Genomic DNA, 18,247 nt, shown 5'->3' with positions numbered 1-18,247 from the left:
GAAGGTGATCCATTGAGTGATGTTATTCGACTACAGGCGTTATCCACTTTTTTGAAAACACAGCGTTCCAAACTCTCTCCGGAATCCGTTGGCCTGCCTGCCGGAGGCCGGCGAAGAACACCTGGTTTAAGAAGAGAAGAAGTCGCCCAATTAGCTAACGTTAGCACGACCTGGTATACCTGGCTGGAACAGGGACGAAGCATTCAGGTTTCACATGCTGTACTGGATAGCATTTCTTCTGCTCTCAGACTCACTGCAGATGAACGTAAATACTTGTTTTCTCTAGCTACGGAGCATTATTCAAATCTGCCCGTGCCGGAACCAGACACGCTTCAGCTTCACCCGTCATTGCAGAAAATCTTGCAGGAACTGCGCTATTGTCCTACCATTATCTCTGATCGGCGCTGTTTCATTGTCGGCTGGAATGAGGCTGCCGCACAAGTTTTTATGAACTTTGAACAGATCCCCTTAGAGCAGCGGAATATGATTAGTCTGGTATTTGATCGAAAAGAGTTGCGCAGGCTTGCAGTGAACTGGGAGGACTTCGTCAGCGGATTTTTATCTATTTTTCGTGGCTATTATGGTCGTTATGTCGACGATGAATGGTATAATTTATTTTTGGATGATATGATGAATCGCCACCCTGACTTTCAAGCATTGTGGAAACAAAGCAGCGTAAGCAGTGCTCCTGATGTATGGATTGAATTCAGACATTCCAGAGCGGGAAAAATGTTATTCGACCTGACCTCACTACAGATTCAAGGCAATTCCGATTTGCGATGCAGCATTTATACACCCGCACCAGAAACGGCAACAGAGCGTAAACTCATGCAACTGCTCGATCGAAGTAATGAATCCTGAACTGCTTACTTGCCAGGGAGAGCGACATCTATTACCTAACATACCTATATAACGTGGATTCAGAAAGGAACACCATGACTAAAGTGCTTATTATAGAGGACGACAACATGCTGGGCGACACTTTATCCCTGTATTTACAAGGTGAAGGCTACGAAGTAGACCGTGTGGACACCATCGGGTGTGCACTTTTGCAGCTTGAAACCAGACCAAATATCATTTTAATAGACCTGATGTTACCTGATTCAGGTGGGAAAAATCCATGCGCAATCATGCGTGAACATACCTCCCTACCGATGATTGTCATTTCTTCGTTAACTGAGGTGTCTGAACGTATTCGCTCCTTAACCGACGGCGCAGATGATTTTGTCTGTAAACCGTTCAGCATGCAGGAACTGAAGGCTCGCATCGAGGCTGTTTTACGCCGCTATGCTTTATTGGAAAACTCTGTAGTGACCGAAACGGAATCAGGGTTAAGCCTTGATGTGGCACGTAGGACCATTCTGTTAAACCATCGCAGAGTCGAAACGACGTTCTCCGAATTCGAGATCATGAAGCTGTTTGTGCTTAATCCTGGCAAAGTGTTCAGTCGGTACGCTTTAATTGAGGCCATTCGCGGAATAGATGCCTATATTAATGATCGGACCATTGATGTACATATTACGAAACTCCGCAAAAAAATTGAAGATAACCCGAAAAACCCCCAATATATTCAAACCATATGGGGGGTCGGGTATAAATTCACACCTTAGGCATAACCTCTGCTAGCCATCTTTACCATGGTAGTGATTCTGAAATATGATCAATTTCTTGCTGAACCCGTTGCAGGCTGAGGGTCAACTCTACTTCCGAAGATGGATGAGACAAAAGCGATTCCAGATGCAGAACGGCCTGCAGCAGTTTCACAGCATGCAGGTGGGCTGCAACACCTTTGAGAGAATGTGTACTCCGTACAACATCATTCATTTGCTTTTGCTCAAGATAAATCTGCATTTTTTGCTCAAATCTGCTATATTCTAGAGCAAACTTATTCAACGCGTACTGCAAAATGTGCGGTTTGTTATCCATCTGTTTCAGGGCTTTATCCGTATCAATCCCCCTGATTTCATGCAAGCCCCTCAGATCAATCCAGGCTACCAGTACATCTTGGAGCTGTTGTTCATCAATCGGTTTCGTCAGAACAGCATTCATACCTGCCTCTATATATTCCTTATGATCTTTCTTCATGCTATTTGCCGTAAGTGCAATAACGGGTAAGTGATCGTACTGTCTCATCTGACGAATGTGTTTAACAGCTTCTAGTCCATCCATTAGCGGCATAAATAAATCCATCAAAATCAGCTTCCATGGCTGAACAGGTAGTTCGCTAAGTATCTCCTTTCCATTCTTCACCACTTTCACTTCAAAGCCAAGTTGCTGTAGCATCGCCCGAATGGCGATCTGATTGATCTCATGATCCTCTGCCACCAAAATGGCTCCCTGATTCATTCGATTTGATGACTCATCCTGATTTGTAATTCGGTTCAAATTCTGCACTTCTCCATCCTGCAATGTCAACAACGTTTCAAACAGCCCGACACGGGTAATCGGTTTAAACAAGAGTGCCTTCGGATCAATCGAATTTTGCTTGCCTTCAAGAGCATTCTCACCAACCCCACGCGTATACCCTAACACCTGAATCCGGGTATCCTTCAGCCGGTCCTTCAAACGCTCCCAGCTGGGTTCATCGTGTACAGGTTCCGTATCCATATCGAGCATGATCAAAAGAGAAGATGTTTCATCCCCCTCGTCATCATATTTATCGTTGCCCGGCACTTCTCGAACAGAAGAATAGATTCGAGGCCTGAGGCCAAATGAGCGCAACATCTGCTCCAGATTTTCCGCAACTCTTCTATCACTTTCCACAATCATCACATCATTCACTGCATATAACAAAGGGTAGGTTGGCAAGAAAGAAATATCCTCTGTTTCTGTCAGTTCATACACCAACTCAAATGTAAACATGCTGTATTCACCAAGCACACTTTCTACTTGCAAACTTCCACCTAAAGAGGTGATCAGGTGGTAACAAATGACCAAACCCAAGCCAGAGCCTCCGTACCTTCGATAGGTCGATGGTTCGGCCTGACTGAAAGGAACAAATAAACGCTCCATCTGTTCGGGGGAGATGCCAATCCCGGTATCCTCTACCTCAAACCGAACTTCAACATGTTTATCCTCAAATGTGAGCACTTCTGCATGAAATATGACATACCCTTCATCCGTAAATTTAATGGCGTTGTTAAGCAGATTAATAAGAACCTGTTCCAACCTGAACGGATCACCAATGACCGTTAAAGGCAGCTCGGGATCGGTATGAAAAATAATTTTAATATCCTTGTTACCGATAGCTGTACTGATCTGATCCGCCACTCGTTTAAATACATCTTCCAGGGAAAAGGGGACATTCTCCACATTAAACATACCTGCTTCAATTCTCGAAAAATCTAGAATATCATTGATCAACGCAAGTAAAGATTGTGAGGATACGGTGATCTTGCCAAGATAGTCCTGTTGCTGAGGAGTAAGATCTGTTCGTTGCAACAAGGAACTGAAGCTGGTAATACTGTTCAGAGGCGTCCGCAATTCATGGCTCATCAAGGCCAGAAACTCACTCTTCGCCTGACTGGCTTTATCCGCCTTCACCCTGTGATATTGATCTGTCATATCTTGAAAGACAGCTTTAATTTGCTCACAGGAACCGGATGACTTGAGCGGATAAAGATGAACACGAACATGCAATTCATCACTTTCTCCGATCCGGAAGGTCAATTCCGCTTCATGATTGGTTTTAGACGAGATAACCTTTTGCAAAACGGTAACCCAGCAATCTGATTTCTCCATCACGAGTAAATCTGCGAGCGCACGACCAATGACCTGTTGCCGATCCGCCTGAAGGACATCGAGAAATTTCTGGTTAATGGAGACGATGTTTCCCGCACTGTCCAATCCTGCAACCCAATTGGAGGACACTCGCTCCAGCAAACGATAGCGCTCCTCACTTTCCTGAATCCTTCGCCTGACAGCACGATGTTCTGTAATATCAAGTCCATACCCAATAACATACTTCACCATTTTGCCCTCCAGAAAAGGCCCGAGCTTAACCAGAGCATAGTTTCCTTTGTGCTCAATCTCGAAAAAAAAGTGTTCGCCTCTCCAGGCGCGGTTGAATTGTGTTTTCAAAAATTGAATTTTCTCCTGAGGCAGTGCGTTAATGGTTCCCAGCTGGAAGCTCTGCTCCAGACTTCGCATGTCCATACCCAGATGAGACAACATCTCCCCTTCGAGCAAAAGAAATTCAAACTTTCCGTTCAGCTTGTGCAGTTTAAATGTAAACCCTGGCTGTCTACGCAGCATCTCCAGCATTTCCTGCTCTTTTTGTACCACCAACTGTCTGTATTGATGATTCTGATTCAGGAAATAGATGAACAATACAATCAGAAGCATACATAGAATTTGAGACAGTAAGGTAATCCCATGACTATAGGGTGTCGCCGGATACGTCATGTACATCGTGAACTGATAAACCGCAATGAACAGGAACGATCCGGAAAACCATCGGAAAATAAATCGGTGTATATACTTGAAATTCAGGGATGCAGCTAATACAAACAAAAGCTCATACAAAGCATAATCAAGATTTTCAATGGACGGCCAAAACCCGGCATTAATTCTAAAAACCCACAAACCTGCAAAGGTAATAAACGCCGTTCCGCCTCCCCCATAATAAGCGGCGAGAAGGTATACAATGGATCTAAAGTTTAGCATCGTACCGTCATCCAATATAATGGAGAAGTAATATAACGCCGTACCTAACATGCTCATTGCTATCCCAATAATCAGGCGAGAGGTAAATGATGGCTTATGCCGATTGCTTAATTGATTCAGATAGTGATGAATGAGGAAGACAAAAATTAAAATTAAAGTAAAATTTAAAACAATATCACGTAGCAAAGTTCACCATCCAAGTTACGACTTCAGCGCTAATTCATTTATGAAAAAAGGTCCCATTGGCCGATTTTATCTCTGCAATAATCAAATCATATTACGAGCCCCCCCCTTATTCAATTGCGGATATTGCCTTATATCTCCACAATTCTGCCTCCTTTCTTCTAACATTTACCCATCGATACAGATTCCATATATTAACATATAACATCTGATACAATGTAAAAAGGAGCCTCACGGCTCCCTAATACTTGAACTGTTGGATCAGACGTTGCAGATGTTCTGCCATACTTGACAAACTTCTTGCAGAAGCGGATATCTCCTCCATCGAAGCCAGCTGTTCTTCCGATGAGGCTGCGACCTCTTCCGAAGTTGAAGCATTCGCTGAAGCAATACCTGCCAGTTCGCTAGACACAGCCCCAACCTCCTGTACTCCAGCCGTAATCTGCTGTGAAGTGGCTGCGATCTCTTCAATCTGAGGTGTAGTCTCACGCATACTCTCCAGAATACGTTCGAACTTCTGAATAGCTTCAGTGGAAACCTCCATGCCCTGTTCGACCTCTAATGCCACTTTCTTCATCATATCAACGGATTCCAATGTATCCTTCTGGACCGCAGATGTCAGTGTAGTAATATCTTGAGCAGACTGCTGGGATTGTTCTGCGAGCTTGCGAACTTCTCCAGCTACTACGGCGAACCCATTCCCGTGTGCACCTGCACGTGCAGCCTCAATCGACGCATTCAGCGCCAGTAGATTCGTTTGTTTCGCCATATTTCCCATCAGCTCTGTGATCGCCGAGATTTGCTCAGAACGTTCATCCAAAGTCTGAATGATACGACTCATCTGTAAGACGGTCTCTTGAATGGATTTCATCTGATCTACCGTCTGCTTAACCGTGTTTCCACCTTCTTCTGCCTGTAACGTGGTCTGTTTGGCTAACTCGGACACATGAACCGATCTCTCCGCAATATTGGTCACACCAGACGTAATTTCGCGCATGGCCTCATGATTATGCTCAATACCATGCATTTGTTTCTCGGCCCCCAGCGTAATTTCCTGAATGGCTCTAGCCACCTGTTCACTCGCAGCACTGGTCACTTCTGCACTCTGCGTCATCTCTTCGGATGAAGAAACGACCTGACTTGCGCTATGCTCTACATTCTGGATCAGCAAGCGCAGATTCGTCTGCATTTTGCCAAAAGCGTCGCTAAGTTCACCAAGCTCATCCGAACTTTTACTTACAATAGTCTGTGTCAGATCTCCTTCACTCACTTGTATCGCTTGATTTTTCAATTCTCTGATCGGTTTAATAATAGATCGCATGACAAGCCAGATAATTACGGCCCCAACGCCAAGGCAAGATAACAGCACAATGATCATACGATGCAGAATCGGAGCTGTCGCCTCATCCACCTCGGCGGTGAACATCGTACCTGCGATTTTCCAATTCGTTGAACCATTCGTTAAAAAGTACATAAACTTGGGTTCATCATTATAGAGATAATCAAATGTGCCCGATTCGTGATTAAATACCTCTGCCCAAAATGGCTCTTTCGCCTCTGAACCAGCCGGGTTGTCCGGGTGAGAGATATATTTTTGGCTACGATCCAACAAGACCACATATCCCTGCTCCCCTACCTTGATCTTGCTTATACTACTGCTAATATCATTCAGATCCAGATCAAGACTGACTACACCAGAGCGGTCGTCCAATGCCTTTGCAATTGAAACCGTAACTGAATTCGTTGATGTGGAGGTATACGGGTCTGTGACGATAACCTGACCAGGTTGACTCATCGCTTCTGTATACCAAGGTCTGGTTCGAGGATCATAATCTTGTGGGGTAGCTGTATCCGAAGAAGATATATATTTACCATTTTGATCACCTACACTGACGAGAACCACATCCGGGTTCTGTCCGATGAATCCCTTTATTTCCTCCAGCATGTTTGCTTCTGAATTTTTCATGGTGTCTGCGGTAAAAACCTTCGCATAATATTCAACCTGTTTACGTTTCACATTGATGATTAAATCAATCGTACTATTAGCTAAATTCACGTTCTCCTCTGCGCTATGTAGAATTTGTTTCCTTACTTCCTCTTTGGCATTGTTATAAGACAATACACCTATAGTGATAGAAGGGGCCGCCAAAAAGATAATGAAGGACATGATCAGTTTGACCTTAAAATCGGTTGCCATCTTTCCTAACCAACCTGTTTTTTTGTTTTTCAACGACAATTCACTCTACCTCTTCCATATTAAATTGATATTTGCACTAACATACAAAAAAAATATTAACTAAATTAAACGAATTTAACTCTCGTCCTATTAAGTTTCTAAACAGTTGTTAACAGAAGTCAGATCAAAAACAAAAAGACCCAAGCATATTTGCTCGGATCTCTATGTTTAAATCTCTATACTGGTCTGTACCTTAGAATGCGGGAATAGCAATATCTGCGTAGTTTTTTTCGAAAAAGGCTTTCACTTCAGGGCCAGCCATACGTTTAGCCAGCTTCTGAATGGCTTCGGAGTCCTTGTTATCCTCACGAGCTACCAACGTGATTGCAAAATGAGAATCGTCCTTCTCGGTCAGCAGGGCATCCTTCTTCGGTGTCAAACCGAGCGGGCTCGCATAGGCAGGAGTCATGGCTACCAGATCTGCATCATCCATCATGCGGGCAAGCATCAGCAAATCTACTTCTTTGAACTTGAAGTTCTTTTTGTTCTCTGTGATGTCCGCTTGTGTCGCATTAAAACCTACACCCTCTTTGAGTTTAATCAGGCCGTTTTGCTCCAGCATGACGAGGGAGCGCCCGATGTTTGAAGGATCATTCGCGATCGCAATCGTTGCACCTTCTGGCAGTTCATCAATGGACTTGTACGTTTTGGAGTATCCACCATAGATCGCGTTGTAGATGGGCTGAACAGGCACCAGCGTCGCATTGTTCGCCTCGTTATACTGTTTCATGTACGGCACGTGTTGGAAGAAGTTCGCATCCACTTCCTTGTTCGCCAGTGCTGTATTCGGCTGTACGTTATCCGAAAGTACAACAACTTCCAAGTTTACGCCATCTTCTTTAAGAAGCGGTTTAACGATGTCCAGTACATCCGTCATTGGCGGAATCAATGTCGCTACTTTTAGTGTAACTTCCTGTCCGGCTTGTGATTCTGGCTTCGCCCCTTCAGTAGCAGGCGTTTCTTCTTTTTTACCGCAGGCGGATACAACGAGCATAACCGCGAGCAACATGAGCATTAATTTTGCTTTCATTTGGATGTTTACCCCTTCTCTGTGTAATGTATAGTCGTTTTTAGCGGGTTCGTCAGGATCTGCGATCCAGCCAGCGAGACAGTCGACTGCCGGTGAATTGAATCATCTGTACCAGCACAATCATGATAACAATGGTAAATATCATAATTTCCGTTTCGAAGCGTTGGTAACCGTAACGGATAGCAAAATCACCAACACCGCCGCCGCCCACAATCCCCATTACGGTAGAATAGGAAACAAAACTGATCGTTGCTGTGGTAAGTCCCAGCACAAGACCAGACCTTGCCTCCACGTAAAGGAATTTAAGGACAAGTTGCACGGTCGAGGCTCCCATAGAGGAGGCCGCTTCGATGACACCTTTAGGCACATCGAGTAGCGCCTGTTCGACAAGGCGGGCATAATAAGCAATAGCAATGACCGATAAAGGCACCGTTGCAGCTAACGTACCGATGGATGTGCCTACAACCAACCGAGTGAACGGGATCATGAAGACGACTAGCAACAGGAATGGAAAGGAACGAATGATATTCACAAGACTGCCCAGAACCGTGAACAAGGCTCGATTCTGGTATCGTTGCCCTTTACGAAACAGGTACAATAGCGTACCGAGAGGCAAACCGACCAGCACTGCTGCCGCGATGGATATTCCCACCATCACAAATGTTTCTCCAATGGCCTGCCAGATTTCATGCTGATATTTAAGGACCGAATCAGGTAACATCATCGCCTGTCCTCCTGTTCCGCCAGACGGTGGAGAGTGGTTCCCGTTCCCGTTACCTTTTTCGTTCCTGTTCCACCCATAGTGTCGTCTGCAAGCAGTGAAGTAAGAATATCCGGCTGCGGAACCGGGATACTGCGAACTTCTGATTCAGATAGGGTACGCACAATCTGACCCTCTTTCATCACCGTAATGCGGTGACATAACCGACGAGCTACCTCCATCTCATGGGTAACAACGACGATCGTTACCCCCATCGTTTCGTTCACATGACGAAGCACATCCAATATTCCACCTGTTGTCTGCGGATCAAGTGAAGACGTTGGTTCGTCGCAGAGCAATACAGCCGGATGACTGGCAAGCGCTCTGGCAATAGCAACGCGTTGCTTCTGTCCTCCGCTCAGCTGAGCCGGATACTGGGTCGCTTTGTCCTCCAGTCCTACAAATCGAAGTACTTCTAACCCTCGCTCTCGCCGCTGCGAACGTGATTTGCCCGCCAGTTCCAGGGGCATACTCACATTGCTCAGCACCGTGCGATTGCTGACCAGATTGAAATGCTGGAAGATCATACCGATGGACCGCCGTGCCTGACGCAAGTCTCGCTCGTTCATTCCGGTTAGTTGCTGACCATTGACGGTGACCTCTCCAGCATCAGGCTGTTCCAAACCGTTGAGCATCCGCAGCAAGGTCGACTTTCCTGCCCCGCTGGAACCAATAATGCCATGAATCTCCCCTTTACCTATTTCAAGCGAGACGGATCGCAAGGCCTCGAATCCCTGATCCGCACGGGAACCGCGCTCGTTGAACCGTTTGCTCACACCATATAATGAAATCATGGAGATTCCTCCCGTGAATGATCATGTATGGTTCCTTCAAGTATCTCTCAAGAATCTTTCAAGAACACATGAAGAAAGCCCGCACAGCCGATAACCGGAGCGCGAGCAATCCTGTTCATATATAATAAAACAACATGGCAGCTCAGACAAGCTTTTAAAAAGAGATCTCTCCTTCCAGCAGATCAGCTGGAAGGACACGGAAACGTCCATTAGCTGAGCCAACGTAAACCATATCGTCAATTCGGTTGACCATGCCATTCTTTGCATCCCGATCCCGATGCTCCGGAGCGCCCATGACTACATCATGCACACGCCCTAGCAGCGTCCCATCCTTTTTATCCATCACAAGCAAGTCTTCATTTCGCGGAAGCAACAAACGATCTCCGATAATGAGGTAACTGCCTTGATTGGTCGAATATTGGTTTGCTCCAACAGATTCTTGCGTATCCCACCTTGTCTCCCCGGTACGGTAATCGATAGAGGCAGGATATCCGTTTCTAATGACATACAGCTGATCCGCTTCTCGAAGTCCGCGTTCAATCTTCGCATCAACCGTCCAGCGAATCTTGCCTGTATTTGGGTCAAACAAGGAGGTTGTATAGTCGCCGTAATCACCGTAACGATCTCCTTTTTGATTCTCACGAATCAGCACCATACCGTCATTCAGCACTTCTAACTGCTGCCCTGTACGGGCAGGAAATTGAGATCGCTTCTTGCCAGAAGTCAGATCAAGTAACACCCATTGATCTTCCAGCAACATCCAGCGTCCAAGGGGTGCTGAGGCAAAAGGATCATAACGATGGATGCCGTCAAAATAGGAATCGTTCTCGATAAGTTCTATCGCGGGTGGTGCTGCCTCCACCTGCCAAACCGTTCGTCCCGTTAGAGGATCTGCGGCAACAAGCTGATTTTTCTCCTGATACAGAACACAAGGCTCATCGGCATTCCGATTAACCAATTGATATCCTGTCGTTAATTTCTTAGTCCATAACCGTTTACCGGTTGAACTATTAAGCACATGAATCCATCCATTGCTGGAGCCTTCAGCCGCAGGGATATCTACAATAACTACATTTCGGGCAGCCTTAATGCCGTTCAACCATACCCTATCGTCAGCTGTATTCTTCTTGTTTGTATCGTTATTCTGCTTATCTTGTCCCTGCGGCTTATATTCCCATAAAAGCTTTCCGTCTTTCAGATTGATATGGCGTACGCGATCCAGATATTGTTTGCGATCTGTGTCATAACTTGTATATAGCGTAACGGCATCCCGCTTGGTATTTAAAACCGCTTGAGCTGGACCATATCCGTTATGCACTCTCCAGAGTAGTTTCCCTGTATGTCGATCCAGCGCGTAGTAGGAATCATCATAATGCATGCCGCTAAACCCGCCGTCGTCCCCCTTCATGAGGAGCACATCATCTGTACCCGCTTGTAAAAAGGTATAGTTCAGATCTCCCTGATTCACCCAATCCGGTTTCCATGATAGTGTTGGCGGGAGAGACTTCCCTACAGCAACCTGAGTGATATAACTAAACGTACCCATACGCTCGTAACTTCGGAGATCTGCCTCATTATCCTGACTCGCTGGCATATTCCAGCGAATCTCAGTTAGCTTGCCGTTGTTATTAAAGGTTAACAATACATGTGCATCATGCCTCTCATATCTCCAGGTCTGCCTAACTCGCATCGGATCACCTGGTTCATTCAGATTTCTGGACTGCTCCTTCCAATCCGGCTCCCCTAACCACTTGGCAACCTGCTTGGTGGTCGTGGTCTGATTCAGCTTGGTATCTACTAGATGGCGGATCATAGAGATTGGTAACGATGGCTCACTTACAAACCATCCATCTGATACAGGCGTTTGACCTGTAACATCCCTTTTCTTAATCCAAAGCAGTGCATGGTGGTAACCTGTCCATTCCTTGCTCCAAATCCGGGGAGCAATGGACACGCCGACCCAATCCTTCCACTCAGCCACGGTGAATGCGCTCTTCAATATCTCCTGGTCGGAAGGCCAAGTTATCGTACTGTCCGGAGTGAGATATAGTTTGCCGCCTGTACGAACAGTGAACGTATGAGGATCGGTTTGCGTTATGCTGTCACTCTGCTTAAGCGCATACCAGGCAGGAAGCCAGTAGCTATCTTGCTGCTGGTTCTTGACCTGCATCCACTCCCCCTGAACTCCAGTCAGCGTATACTTTTCCTTCGGTATAGTAAGATATGTAATCTTCATCTGATCTATCGCAACGCGGTGATCCTTCCGGCCACTGTAAAGAGGCAAACCCTCTCCGAGTTTTACTTGTTCTCCCTTCTTGTAGGGGAGCTTGGCGGAAATTTGCTTCGCTGAGAGCGAGGTTGGTGAACCGGGCAACGCTAAGTCGTTATAAATCGTATCGGAGACTTGAATTGGAGCTTTCATATCAGTGGCCTTTATCGTTGAGTCCTGAGCCTGTCCGCCTAACGCATACGTTTGGGGATCTGGCGTCATACATCCTGTTAGCAGCAGCACGGTAATTCCCGTTAAGGTAACGCAGCAAGTATAACGCCATATGCTCTGATTACGCTCCTTTTTCACACACATTCATCCCCCAATAGAAGTTATTTCCATATATGACGCTCCCCATCTCAAAAAGTTACCTGTTTTCCGAATGAATTTTGGAAAAATCATATCCTCTATACTCTATTGTATGTCCAACTTCACAATATCTGTGCCTTCCTTAGCTGAGCTTCATTTTACGTCCTCATCCTACAGTTTAATATACAAGAATTAGGTTAATATCTTATGGATGTTCCAATAATATGCAACTTTTAGGATAATCAGTCCGTCTAATGATCTGAAAGGAGATTGATTATGAAAAACAAAACACTATCACACAACTCCATTTGGAAGCAGAAAAAATGGAAGATGCTGCTGGCCGCCTCCATTCTGACCGCAGGAGTAACTCCTGCACTGTTCACGCCTACGGTGGCTGAAGCCGCCGCTGCAACAAAACCTATGGCCTATGTTAACAATGTGCCAGCAGAATACGAGGTGGTCATCCGCCAAGGAGTCACGTACATTGCCTTGACTGAACTGCAATTTCTCGGAGATTATACCTTCGGTTATGATAATAAGAGCAAACAAATCACCATCAAAACAGGCAGTGACCAATACGTGCTGACACCCAATAGTAAAACGATGAAAAAAAATGGACAAAATGCCTCCTTGTCCTCGGCTCCAATCTTGGTCAAAGGGAAAGCTATGCTTCCGCTTCGTGCCATCGGTGAAACGTTTGGCGCACAAGTACGCTGGAATCAGGCTGCCAAGGAAGCTTATATATACACCACCAATGCTTCCGTAGTGAAGGACTACAACGGCTCCGATTTGACGGTTGCCCGTGAAGCAGCGTTGCAGCTGCCACGGCTTTCAAGTCTCGGTCAACCGCGCCTGCAGGTGAAAAGCCCGCTTGGACCCGTGGATTCATCGACAGCTTATATTTTTGAGCAGGGTAAAAAGGATCACTTCTTCATGATTGAGGATAATGATCTGGTCAGCTACTATACAATTGCAAACGGCAATGCCCTGCTGAAATGGCAGGCAAATCTGGGTAAACAAGCCGGAACGCTTGGTGATTTGTTCTTTATTAAAACCAAGCCCGTTGCTGAAGCAGGAATCCGCCCTTCTGTTGCAGGTAAAACACTCGTATCCTTCAAATACTCCCTCATGCTGGAGGAAACCTCATACGAGATGATGAACAAGAAAGGCTCACTTGAAAGCGGCTCTGCTACGCCAGCCAAAGGCAAGGTTATCGTTGAAGTACCTGAGGAACAAAAATAATTCACAACAACAAAAAACGGGATGAGACAGCCAAAGCTGCTCCATCCCGTTTTTTGTTGTTTCTTCAGTTTTTTCTTCGCAGATACCTGCTTGCCCGCAGCACTAGCGAGTCACTACTTTGCACCTGCTTGCAACAAAATAGCTTCGATCTCCTTAAAGCCTTTTGCTCTGGCATGACGGAGGGGAGACACACCATCGCCATCAGCCAGATTAACATCAGCCCCATGATGAATGAGCAATTCAATGGTCTCCTGTTGCCGTTCATTGCCATCGTTTAGAATGATCGCCTCCAGCAATGCTGTCCATCCTAATTTATTCACATGGTTCACATCTACCGTGGTATTGGTCAATAGCTCTCGCACCACGTCAACGTATCCATGCTCCGAAGCGGGGATGAGCGCCGTTCCTCCGTACCGGTTTGTGATAGCAGGGTCTGCTCCTGCCTGAATAGTTAACTTCAAAATATCCAAATACCCTTCAGCACCCGCATATAAAAACGGACTATTTAACATGTCATCCTGCTGGTTAACATCCGCACCTGCTTCAATCAGCTTTTGCACAGATGCGGTATCCTGATTGTACGTTGCAATCATCAGGGCCGTTCTTCCGCTCTGATCTTGAGCCTGAACTTCTGCCCCCTGCTGAAGGAGCTTTTCGATACTCTTCGCATCTTTTGCTTCAGCTGCACTGAATAACTGCTGATTTAGTGAAGCCATGTGACTTCCCTCCTTTAGATTACTTTTTTCGTTAAGCATACAGCCTTGAACGAACAGCACACTGCTGATCAGAATAATCAGCATCAGGGATTTGTTCATAGGTCCTCCTTACTGCTGTACCACCGTTACCGATGATGCAATACTCCAATCGCCAACCGGGTTCAGCGTATAGATTGTGCCGGAGATCAGCTTTTCTCCACTCGCAAGTTCAAATACACCTGTTGCACCTTTCCGGCTCGAATATTTATACGTAGCTGTCAGGACTTGCCCATCTGGTGCGTTCAGGGTAACACTCCGTCCAGAGAATAGTTCATCTCCCGGATCTTGGGCAAGTGTCACTTCAATGGACGTTTCCCCTGCAACTTGGGCACGCTCAACCACTAATGATTCAAACGATTTCGCCGTAAACGAAGCTTGTTCGATATTCGCCCACTCAGAAGTCACGGTATAAGATACCCCTGGTTTCAGAATCTGACCTTCTGGCAATCGGAATTTGGGTTCTTGTCTGCCATCCGTCGATTGCGTAAACGGAACATACTTGGCAATGATCGGTTCGCCACTTTCCGGCGTAATGGTAACTTGTCTTGCCTGCATGGACGAAATAATCTGATATGTTTTGCCGTCTGCCTGCTCCTGATCGTTCAGGATGAAGGCGTTATCCCCCCGACCAGCGCTGTATGCCGAAATAATATAACCGTAATCCACTACTCCGTTTTCCTTTAAAGCTTCAATCTCAAACGTATCATTCGTAACCTGATGCACTTGAGTCATATTTACTTTAACGTCACTGCCTTTGAATGAACCGGCATCTTGACCTTTATATGTCAGAGTGTACGTTTCCCCAGCTTGTTGAACGGATGTCGGCACGATGTATGTAGCAACAGAACCTGTTTTCAAACGAGGCATATTGGTTAAGGTTAGTCCCCCGCTAAACGCAAAGTCTGTTCGGGATTTGGCAAACACTTCATCTTCTGCCGTAAGCGGCTTGTCCAAAGTGATCACGAGCGTCATGTTATTCAACGTTTTGATACTCTCAATGCGGACTTGAACCGAAGGAACGGCTTGATACGCCTTCTGAAGCAACACTGCCGTTTCGCCCCGTGTCACAGAGCCCGTTTCTTCGTAGAAAGCACTCATCCAGTGATGTACTGACTTTACATCCCGTTTTAATGCTTTAGATACGACCTCTTCCAGCTCCGCATCAGTTACCGGGCTTTGAGGATGGAACTCTCCTTCCACGGACTGCATGATGCCCATCTCCACTGCTTTCAGAGCATACGGTGCATACCAAGCATTCGCCTGAACATCCGTTATCGTTGCTGCAATGTCTCCTGTCTTGTTCTGCAAATCGAATGTTCTATATATCAATGAAGCTAACTCTGCACGTGTGATCGCCCGAAGCTCGCCCATCGATTGATCGTTATATCCGTTCATGATCCCCAGACGGTTCAGTTCTTTGATGGCCGCCTGCACCTGTTGATTCGTAAGCTGTGTCGCTGTAGCTGAAATCGAAGTTGTGAAGCCAGCTGCCTGAGCTTGAGGTGTTGTGAATGGGAGTGTCGCTGTTCCCATTGCGGTTATGGTTAACAGTGCTACTAGTTTACGAGCTGTAAGATTCATGAAATGTTCTTCCCCTCTGTAGGTAGTTATTACATCTATCTATAGCGTAGGGGATAAAAAGAAACTCCGAAGGACAAATATATTAACAATATATAAACTGCGTCGAATCTTTCTCTAAACTTATACGGTGAAACGATAACCCGCACCCCAGACCGTCTCGATATATTCCGGATGTTTCGGGTCAATCTCCAGTTTCCCGCGCAGCTTGCGAACATGCACCGTCACCGTTGCAATATCGCCATTCGACTCCATGCCCCAGATTCGTTCGAACAGATCGGATTTGCTGAACACGCGGTTCGGATGACTCGCCAAAAATACAAGCAAATCAAACTCTTTGGTGGTAATGCCCACCTCTTCTCCGTTCAAAAATACACGGCGTGATCCCTTGTCGATGTGGAGTCCGCGAATGTGGATCTCATCCTGTTCGGCAGGTTTGCTCTTACCAAGCAATCTATCGTACCGGGTCAGGTGGGCCTTGGCTCTGGCGACCAGTTCGCTTGGGCTGAACGGCTTCGTAATGAAATCGTCGACACCGAGATTAAACGTGCGGATTTTATCGATCTCCTCTTTTTTCGCGGAAACAACAAGGATCGGCACTTCCTTCTCTTCACGAATGAGCCTGCATAATTCAAAGCCGTCCATACCAGGAAGCATTAAATCTACGATGACAAGCCGGTAATTCTCTCCCAGAGCACGACGCAAACCTTCATCCCCGTTATGACACAGATCTACCGTAAATCCGTGGAGTTCGAAATAGTCCCGCTCCAGTTCGGCAATGGTCGTTTCATCCTCAATGATCAGAATATCAGTCATGGATTCATCCCCCTCTCGTCTTTGAGTCGTCTCAATTGAATATGGATGCTCGTGCCTTCACCGGGTTTGCTTTCAGCCCATATTAAGCCCCCATGTCCGTCTACAATCTGGCGGGCAATAGCCAGCCCAAGACCGCTTCCGCCCGTAGACGAGTTGCGCGACTGCTCGGCCCGGTAGAAACGCTCAAATATATAAGGCAGATCTTCCTCTGATATGCCTTTTCCATTATCTTGGAATGTAATGGTATTCCACTCCTGATCGGCTTCAAGTATAATGCGGAATCGTTTGTCGTCATCATTCATATATTTCAGTGCATTTTCTACGATGTTAACTACCGTGCGTTGTAATTTATCGAGATCAACAGCAGACACCACGGAGCCTGATGCTCGGTTATGCCATTCAAGTACTACACCCTTATCCTCCAGATCATATCGCAATTCCTCAATGCTATCCTCTATAAAATCAACCAGATCTATCGGATTGAACACAAAGGGTTCCTGGTTCAAATCCAGTTTGGAGTATAGAAACAATTCATCCACCAGTTTATCCATGCTAACCGCTTTGGAATGAATAATGTTGACGTAGGTGTCCATCTTCTCCGGTGTGTTCGCTACCCCATCCCGAATCCCCTCAATATACCCTTTAATATTAGTAATCGGCGTGCGAAGATCATGCGAAATGTTGGAGATCAACTCTCTGCGGTTAATCTCATCTTGCTGCCGCAACTCATTGGAGCGCTGCAACTGGTTCCGCATACTCTCAAATGCCTCACTAAGCTGGCCAACTTCGTCATTGGAGGAAGGTTTAAGCTTAAAAGACAAATTACCGTTTTTAATCTGTTCGGCCGAACTTCGTAACTGATGCAACGGTTGAATGAAACTGCGTGTAATCCAGCGGAACAGAAGCAGGTTAGCGATGATCAGGACACCAATCAACAGTAGAGACATCACAGGTAACAACTTGCGTGTCAGTTCTGCAAACGGACTTCTCTCCCGAATGACAAAGATACTGCCTCGTTCTCCATCTGAATACTGAAAATCAAACTTGGCATATGCGTAGAAGCGCTCACCGATGTTAAACGTGCTCCGAATCTGGTTGTTGTTCAGATCATAGGCGGGAAGGGCCTGTCCCAATCCGGGTTGATGGAATGTCCGCGATTCAAAGATCGGACTGTCCTCACGCCTCACGTAGAGCCCCGATTTCTCGGCTCGAAGCTTCATATCATATTCCCGGAGCAATACCTTGTCCTGTAGCTCGTCCGGATTACTTTTCGCCGTAAACTTCATCTCTTGAAAGATCGTCTCTCCCTGTTCCGTCAGTGGATTGATCTGATAATGGACTTTGTATATATCTCGAAAACTTTGCAAATCTCCTGTTGCCGCAATGGTATAAAGACTTGCTGTAAGCAAAATAAACAGGAGACTGATAACAAGCATGCCTGTAAACGAAAGCAACATTTTGATGCGAATTGACATAAGTATCCCCTCTTAATCTTGCGATTGGTACAGTTAGTGCACATGTTATCACAAGATGCTTCCTGTTGCCCATATGCAAATCAAATAGGCTAGATGTTGTCGTACGGTTATGAGCACAAAAAAACAGGGTGAAGC

13 protein-coding genes are annotated in these 18,247 nt (G+C 46.0%); 3 read left to right on the top strand and 10 right to left on the bottom strand.

Annotated features, from left to right (window positions below; genetic code table 11):
* Window positions 1–12: 12 nt before the first annotated feature.
* Together Q9R46_RS25580 and Q9R46_RS25575 are read left to right on the top strand one after the other, a co-directional pair.
* Window positions 13–861 carry a helix-turn-helix transcriptional regulator gene (locus Q9R46_RS25580; RefSeq protein ID WP_311282255.1) on the top strand — a complete coding sequence of 283 codons (849 nt, stop codon included), beginning with the start codon at window positions 13–15 and terminating at the stop codon, window positions 859–861.
* Between the two features lie 74 nt (window positions 862–935).
* Window positions 936–1,610, top strand: a complete 675-nt coding sequence (locus tag Q9R46_RS25575; RefSeq protein ID WP_145332941.1) for a response regulator transcription factor — start codon at window positions 936–938, stop codon at window positions 1,608–1,610.
* Between the two features lie 22 nt (window positions 1,611–1,632).
* Here Q9R46_RS25575 and Q9R46_RS25570 read toward each other — a convergent pair whose 3' ends face one another.
* The 6 genes from Q9R46_RS25570 to Q9R46_RS25545 all read right to left on the bottom strand — a co-directional run bounded on the left by Q9R46_RS25570 (window position 1,633) and on the right by Q9R46_RS25545 (window position 12,246).
* On the bottom strand, window positions 1,633–4,851 hold the full coding sequence (locus tag Q9R46_RS25570; protein WP_311282254.1) for a response regulator: 3,219 nt from the start codon (window positions 4,849–4,851) through the stop codon (window positions 1,633–1,635).
* Window positions 4,852–5,089: 238 nt separating this feature from the next.
* Window positions 5,090–7,045: a methyl-accepting chemotaxis protein gene (locus tag Q9R46_RS25565; RefSeq protein ID WP_311282253.1), complete on the bottom strand. Its 1,956-nt coding sequence runs from the start codon at window positions 7,043–7,045 to the stop codon at window positions 5,090–5,092.
* Between the two features lie 232 nt (window positions 7,046–7,277).
* Complete coding sequence (locus tag Q9R46_RS25560; RefSeq protein ID WP_145332938.1) at window positions 7,278–8,114, bottom strand: MetQ/NlpA family ABC transporter substrate-binding protein; 837 nt, start codon at window positions 8,112–8,114, stop codon at window positions 7,278–7,280.
* Between the two features lie 52 nt (window positions 8,115–8,166).
* On the bottom strand, window positions 8,167–8,838 hold the full coding sequence (locus Q9R46_RS25555) for a methionine ABC transporter permease (protein WP_145332937.1): 672 nt from the start codon (window positions 8,836–8,838) through the stop codon (window positions 8,167–8,169).
* On the bottom strand, window positions 8,835–9,668 hold the full coding sequence (locus Q9R46_RS25550) for a methionine ABC transporter ATP-binding protein (RefSeq protein ID WP_145332936.1): 834 nt from the start codon (window positions 9,666–9,668) through the stop codon (window positions 8,835–8,837). Before Q9R46_RS25550 ends, Q9R46_RS25555 begins: the two co-directional genes overlap by 4 nt.
* Before the next feature lie 154 nt (window positions 9,669–9,822).
* A complete protein-coding gene (locus Q9R46_RS25545; RefSeq protein ID WP_311282251.1) occupies window positions 9,823–12,246 on the bottom strand; it encodes an outer membrane protein assembly factor BamB family protein in 2,424 nt (807 codons plus the stop codon).
* A 276-nt stretch (window positions 12,247–12,522) separates the two neighbouring features.
* Between Q9R46_RS25545 and Q9R46_RS25540 the strand changes: the two genes are divergently transcribed.
* Window positions 12,523–13,488 carry a copper amine oxidase N-terminal domain-containing protein gene (locus tag Q9R46_RS25540; protein WP_311282250.1) on the top strand — a complete coding sequence of 322 codons (966 nt, stop codon included), beginning with the start codon at window positions 12,523–12,525 and terminating at the stop codon, window positions 13,486–13,488.
* Between the two features lie 113 nt (window positions 13,489–13,601).
* Here Q9R46_RS25540 and Q9R46_RS25535 read toward each other — a convergent pair whose 3' ends face one another.
* The 4 genes from Q9R46_RS25535 to Q9R46_RS25520 all read right to left on the bottom strand — a co-directional run bounded on the left by Q9R46_RS25535 (window position 13,602) and on the right by Q9R46_RS25520 (window position 18,112).
* Window positions 13,602–14,303, bottom strand: coding sequence for an ankyrin repeat domain-containing protein (locus Q9R46_RS25535; protein WP_311282249.1), 702 nt, complete (start codon window positions 14,301–14,303; stop codon window positions 13,602–13,604).
* 9 nt (window positions 14,304–14,312) lie between these two features.
* Entirely contained in the window at window positions 14,313–15,824 is a 1,512-nt protein-coding gene (locus Q9R46_RS25530; protein ID WP_311282248.1) for an S-layer homology domain-containing protein, read from the bottom strand.
* Between the two features lie 120 nt (window positions 15,825–15,944).
* Window positions 15,945–16,637: a response regulator transcription factor gene (locus Q9R46_RS25525; RefSeq protein ID WP_311282247.1), complete on the bottom strand. Its 693-nt coding sequence runs from the start codon at window positions 16,635–16,637 to the stop codon at window positions 15,945–15,947.
* Entirely contained in the window at window positions 16,634–18,112 is a 1,479-nt protein-coding gene (locus tag Q9R46_RS25520) for a sensor histidine kinase (protein ID WP_311282246.1), read from the bottom strand. The genes Q9R46_RS25525 and Q9R46_RS25520 overlap by 4 nt, the downstream gene beginning before the upstream one ends.
* Window positions 18,113–18,247 lie beyond the last annotated feature (135 nt).

It is taken from the genome of Paenibacillus sp. RRE4 (genome assembly GCF_031844205.1).
GTDB lineage: Bacteria > Bacillota > Bacilli > Paenibacillales > Paenibacillaceae > Paenibacillus > Paenibacillus xylanexedens_B.
The sequence above is the reverse complement of the archived record's forward strand: the minus strand, read 5'-3'. Positions and strand labels throughout refer to the sequence as shown.